The 6,284-nt window shown below is 74.8% G+C and carries 1 protein-coding gene; it reads right to left on the bottom strand.

Translation table 11 applies throughout. The features are described from left to right. On the bottom strand, positions 1-6,190 hold a 6,190-nt coding region (locus ACIQOV_RS22300; protein ID WP_401050976.1), incomplete at its 3' end, for an amino acid adenylation domain-containing protein. Positions 6,191-6,284: the final 94 nt, after the last annotated feature.

Here is a 6,284-nt window from a genome sequence, read left to right on the forward strand (position 1 = left end):
GGGTCGCCCGGACCCGCGAGACCAGCCGGGTGGCGAGCAGGGAGTGCCCGCCCAACGCGAAGAAGTCCTCGTCGACTCCGACCCGGGCCAGGCCCAGCACCTCGGCGAACAGCTCGCACAGGATCTGCTCCTGCGGCGTGCGCGGCGCCCGGCCCGCCTCCCTGGTCGTGGCCTCGGGAGCGGGCAGCGCCACCCGGTCCAGCTTCCCGTTCGGCGTCAGCGGCAGCGCCTCCAGCAGCACGAACGCGGACGGCACCAGGTAGTCCGGCACCCGGCCGCGCAGGTAGGCCGTCAGCGCCGCCGCGGTCGCCCCGCTCCCGGCCGACGGGACGACGTACGCGACGATCCGGTCCTCCCGGGCGAGCACCGCGACCTGGGCGACGTCCGGGTGCGCGGTCAGCTCGGCCTCGATCTCGCCCGGCTCGACCCGGAACCCGCGCACCTTCACCTGGTGGTCGACCCGGCCGGCGAACTCCAGCTCGCCGTCGGCGCGCCAACGGACCAGGTCGCCGGTGCGGTACATCCGGGTGCCCGCCGGACCGTACGGGTCGGCGACGAAGCGCCCGGCGGTGAGCCCGGGCCGGTTCAGATAGCCGCGGGCCAGCCCGGCCCCGGCCAGGTACAGCTCGCCCAGCACCCCGGGGGCGACCGGTCGCAGCGCCGCATCCAGCACGTACACCCGGCAGTTGGCGATCGGACGGCCGATGGGCACCGGCAGCGGGCAGTCGGCGGGGTCGGACGGCAGCGAGTAGGCGGTGATCACATGGGTCTCGGCGGGCCCGTAGTGGTTGTGCAGCACCCGTCCCGGCCGACGGGCCTGGAAACGGCGCACGGCACCGCCGAGGCGCATCGCCTCACCGGCCTGGGCGACCAGCCGCAGGTGCGGAAGCTCCAGCCCGGCCTCCTCGGCGGCCTCGGCCAGTGCCTCGACCACCAGGTTGGGCGCGAACAGCTCCGCCACCTCGTGCCGGTCCAGCCAGTGGGCGAACAGTTCGGCGCTGCGGCGCTGCTCCTCGGTCGGCACCACCAGGGTCTTGCCGTACAGCAGCGCGGACAGCACCTCCTGCACCGAGACGTCGAAGCTGATCGCGGTGAACTGCGCGGTGCGCGTGCCGGGTTCGCCGCCGACGGCCTCGTGGTGCCACTCCAACAGGTTCAGCAGCCCGGCGGCCGGCATCACGACGGCCTTGGGGCGGCCGGTGGAGCCGGAGGTGTAGATGACGTAGGCGGGACGGCGCCCGTCCACGGCCACGGCCGGATCGTGCTCCGGCAGGTCACCGTCCGGCGTGACGGCGGCGAGGTCGTCGAGCACCACGGCCGGGCCCGCGTCCTCCAGCATGTACGCGATGCGGGCGGCCGGGTAGTCCGGGTCGACCGGCAGGTACGCCGCGCCCGACTTGAGCACCGCCAGGACGGCGACCACCAGCTCGGCCGAGCGCGGCAGCCGCAGGGCGACGGTCCGTTCCGGTCCGACCCCCCGGGCGATCAGCGCGTGGGCCAGGCGGTTGGCCCGGCGGTTCAGCTCGCGGTAGGTCAGCTCGGTGTCCTCGAACACCACGGCCGGGGCCTCCGGGGTCGCCCGGACCCGCGCCTCGAACAGCGCGGGCAGATCGGCCGTGGGGACCGGGCCGGCGGTGTCGTTGCGGGCGACCAGCAGCTCGTGCCGCTCCTCGGCGGTGAGGACGTCGATCCGGCTCAGCGGCCGGTCCGGCTCGGCGACCACCGCCGCCAGCAGCCGCAGCCACCGGGCGAGCAGCGTCTCCACCGTGGCGTGGTCGAACAGGTCGGTGCTGTACTCGACCCGGCCGACGATGCCCTCGGCCGGCCCGCCGGCGCCACCGTGCTCCAGCAGGTGGAAGCCGAGGTCGAACATCGCGGTGGGCGTGCGCACCAGGAGGATCCCGGCGTCCAGACCGTCCAGCGCGAACTCGGTGCGGGGCACGTTCTGCAGCGCGAGCAGCACCTGGAACAGCGGCTGACGGGCGAGTGACCGGGCCGGGTTGAGGGCCTCGACGACGTGCTCGAACGGCAGGTCCTGGTGGGCGTACGCGCCGAGCGCGTCCTCCCGGACCCGGCCCAGCAGTTCGGCGAACGACGGGTCGCCGGAGGTGTCGGTGCGCAGCACCAGGGTGTTGACGAAGAAGCCGACCAGCTCGTCCAGCGCCTCGTCGGTCCGGCCCGCGATCAGGCTGCCGACCGGGATGTCCGTGCCCGCGCCGAGCTTGTCCAGGAGCGATGCCAGGGCGGCCTGCAGCACCATGTAGACGCTGGCGCCGTGCTCCCGGCCCAGCCGGACCAGGCCGGCGTGCAGGTCGGGGTCCAGTTCGACGTCGAGGTGCCCGCCGGCGTAGGAGGGGGTCGCGGGGCGGTGGCGGTCGGCGGGGAGCTTGATCTGCTCCGGCAGGTCGGCCAGCGTCCGCGTCCAGTGGTCCGTCTGGCGGGCGAACAGGCTGTCCGGGTCGGCCGGGTCGCCGAGCAGCCGGTTCTGCCACAGGGCGTAGTCGGCGTACTGGACGGGCAGCGGCGCCCACCGCGGCTCCTCGCCCCGGCGGCGGGCCGCGTACGCGGTGGCCAGGTCGGCGGACAAGGGGCCCAGCGACCAGCCGTCCCCGGCGATGTGGTGCATCACCACCAGCAGCACGTGCTCGTCCGGTGCCGTCTCGAACAGCTCGGCACGCAGGGGCGGTTCGGTGGCGAGGTCGAATCCGCGCGCCGCGGCCGCCGTCAGCAGCTCCGTCAGGTCCGCCTCACCCACCCGGGTGACGGCCAGCCGGGGTGGGGCCGTTCCGGCGTCCAGCACCTCCTGGCGGGGAACCCCGTCGAGCTGCGGGTAGACCGTGCGCAGGCTCTCGTGCCGGGCGACGACGTCGCCGAGCGCCATCTGCAGGGCGGTCCGGTCGAGTTCACCGGTCAGCCGCCACGCCAACGGCATGTTGTAGACCGAGCCGGCGTCCTCCAGCTGGTGCAGGAACCAGAGCCGTCGCTGCGCGAAGGAGAGGGGGACCGGGGCCGGCCGCTCCGCGCGGCGCAGCGCGGGCCTGGCCCGGGCGGCCCCGCCGAGCCCGGCGGCCAGCCCGGCCACCGTCGGCGTCTCGAAGAGGGTGCGCAGCTCCAGTTCCACCCCGAGGGCGGCACGCGCCCGGGCGACCAGCCGGGTGGCGAGCAGGGAGTGCCCGCCGAGGTCGAAGAAGTCGTCGTCGGCCCCGACCTCGGCCACGCCCAGCACCTCGGCGAACAGCTCCGCGAGGACCTGCTCCTGCGGGGTGCGCGGGACCCTGCCGGTCCTCGGCGCGGTGTGGACGGGTGCGGGCAGCGCGCGCCGGTCCAGTTTGCCGGTGGCGGTCAGCGGCAGGCTCCCCAGGGGCACGAAGGCGGACGGGACCATGTAGTCCGGCAGTCGCTCGCGCAGGTGTGCCCGCAGTTCCTCCGGCCGGAGTTCCGCCCCGGTGACGGCCACCGGGTAGGCGACCAGCCGCGCGTCCCCGGCCCGGTCCTCCCGGACGGTCACCGCGACCTGGGCGACCTGCGGGTGTTCCGCCAACGCCGCCTCGACCTCGCCGAGTTCGATCCGGAAGCCGCGCACCTTGACCTGGTCGTCCGTACGCCCGAGGAACTCCAGGTTCCGGTCGGCGCCCCAGCGCGCCAGGTCGCCGGTGCGGTACATCCGCGTGCCGCCCGGACCGAACGGGTCCGCCACGAAGCGCCCCGCGGTGAGCCCCGGCCGGTTCAGGTAGCCGCGGGCCAGGCCCGCTCCGGCGAGGTACAGCTCGCCCGCCACGCCTGCGGGCACCGGCCGCAGCGTGCTGTCGAGCACGTACAGCCGGATGCCCCCGAGCGGCCGGCCGATCACCGGGCGCGGACTCGATCCCAGCGGTGCCACGAGGGCGTCCACCGTGCATTCGGACGGCCCGTAGTAGTTCAGGCAGGACACGCCCTCGACGGCCCGCAGCCGCTCCCACAGCTGGTCCGGAACGGCCTCCCCGCCCATCGAGACCACCGCGGGACGGCGCCCCGGGTCGTCCAGGAGCCCCCGTGCGACGAGCACCTGCAGATAGGACGGGGTGGCGTTGACGTAGTCCAGCCCGGCGCGCGCGGCGTAGTCGACGAAGGCGTCCGGGTCGGACCAGGTCGCCTCGTCCAGGACGTGCAGCTCGTGGCCCGCGTACAGGCTGGACAACTGGTCGCAGGAGGCGTCGAACGACACCGAGGTGGTCAGCCCGATGCGCAGCCGCTCCCTCGTCCGCCGCGGGAACAGCAGCTGCCGCTGGTTGGCGAACAGGTTGAGCAGGCCGCCGTGGGTCGACACCACGCCCTTGGGCCTGCCGGTGGAGCCGGAGGTGTAGATCACGTAGGCCGGGTGCCCCGGGTCGATGGCGACCAGCGGGTCCGTCTCCGGGCAGTCGGCCACCAGGGCGGCCGTCGCCGGGTCGTCGAGCACCAGCCATCCGGCCGCCCCGGCCTCCGGGAGGCCGTCCCGGGTCCGGGCGTCGGTCACCACCAGGGCCGGGTGTGCGTCGTCGAGCAGGTGGGCGATCCGGGCGGCCGGGTACTCGGGATCGACCGGGACGTAGGCCGCCCCGGTCCGCAGCACCGCGAGGATCGCCACGACCAGGTCGGCCGACCTCGGCAGGGCGACCGCCACCAGCCGTTCCGGCCCCGCGCCCCGGGCGATCAGGGCGTGCGCCAGCCGGTTCGCCCGCGCGTCCAGCTCCGCGTAGGTCAGCGAGACGTCTCCGCACACCAGCGCCACCAGGTCCGGCGTCGCCCGCACCTGGGCCCGGAACAGCTCCGGCAGGCTCGCGGCCGGAAGCTCCACCTCCGGTCCGGTGCCCAGGGCCGTCAGGTCGCCGTGCTCCGCGGCGGAGAGCAGACCGTACCGGCTGAGCCGCCGCCGCGGGTCGGCGACCACGGCGCGGAGCAGTCGCTCCCAGCGCTCGAACATCGTCTCGACGGTGGCCGGGTCGTACAGGTCGCTGGTGTACTCGACGAACCCGTCGATCCCCTCCGGGGAACCGTCCTCCGCGTGCCGCTCGGACATCGTGAAGATCAGGTCGAGCTTGGCGGTGGTCGTCGTCAGCGGCATGTCGCGGACGTGCAGCCCGGGCGGGGCGAAGTCGGCCCGGGGAGCGTTCTGCAGCACCAGCATCACCTGGAACAGCGGGTGGTGCGCCAGCGACCGCGCCGGGTTGAGGGCCTCGACGAGGTACTCGAACGGCAGGTCCTGGTGGGCGTACCCGGCCAGCGCGGTGTCCCGCACCCGGCCCAGCAGCTCGGCGAACGTCGGATCGCCCGAGGTGTCCGTACGGAACACCAGGGTGTTGACGAAGTAGCCGACCAGCTCGTCGAGGGCCTGGTCGGTCCGGCCGGCGACCGGGCTGCCGACCGGGATGTCGTCGCCCGCACCGAGCTTGCTCAGCAGCGCCGCCAGCCCGGCCTGGAGCACCATGAACAGACTGGTCCCGTGTACGCGGGCGAGCTCGCGCAGTCCGCGGTGCAGCTCCGCGTCCAGCCCGGCCGGCACGAAGCCGCCCCGGTGGGAGGCGACGGCCGGGCGGGGCCGGTCGGCGGGCAGCCGGAGCTGCTCCGGCAGATCGGCCAACTGCCGTGTCCAGTAGGCCGCCTGGCGGGCGAACGGGCTGTCGCTGTCGGTGGCGTCGCCGAGCAGCTCGTGCTGCCACAGGGCGTAGTCGGCGTACTGGACCGGCAGCTCCGCCCACTGCGGCTCCTCACCCCGGCAGCGCGCCGCGTAGGCGGCGGTCAGGTCCTGCGTGAGCGGGCCCAGCGACCAGCCGTCGCCGGCGATGTGGTGCAACACCATCTGGAGCACGTGCTCGTCCGGTCCGAGCTCGAACAGGCCGGCGCGCAGCGGCAGATCGACGGCCAGGTCGAACGGCCGGGCCTTCGCGGTCGCCAGCACGCCCGGCAGCCCGGGCTCGGTGGTCCGGCTCGCGTCCAGCCGCGGGCGGCCCGCCACGACGTCCAGCACCTGCTGGTGCGGCACGCCGTCCACCGCCGGGAAGACGGTGCGCAGGCTCTCGTGCCGGGCGACCACGTCCGCCAGGGCGGCCTCCAGGGCCCGCCGGTCCAGGTTCCCGGACAACCGCCAGGCCAGCGAGATGTGGTAGTTCGCGCCGGCACCCTCCAGCTCGTGCAGGAACCAGAGCCGCCGCTGCGCGAACGACAGCGGGATCCGGCGCGGCCGTCGGCGCCAACGCCGTCCTGCTCTTCGGCGCCTTCGCCTCGCTCGGGGTGTGGGCGATCTCCGCCTCCGCCTTCGGCTCCGC

Origin of the sequence: Kitasatospora sp. NPDC091257 (genome assembly GCF_044757675.1) — a bacterium.
Taxonomy (GTDB): Bacteria; Actinomycetota; Actinomycetes; order Streptomycetales; family Streptomycetaceae; genus Kitasatospora; species Kitasatospora lactacystinica.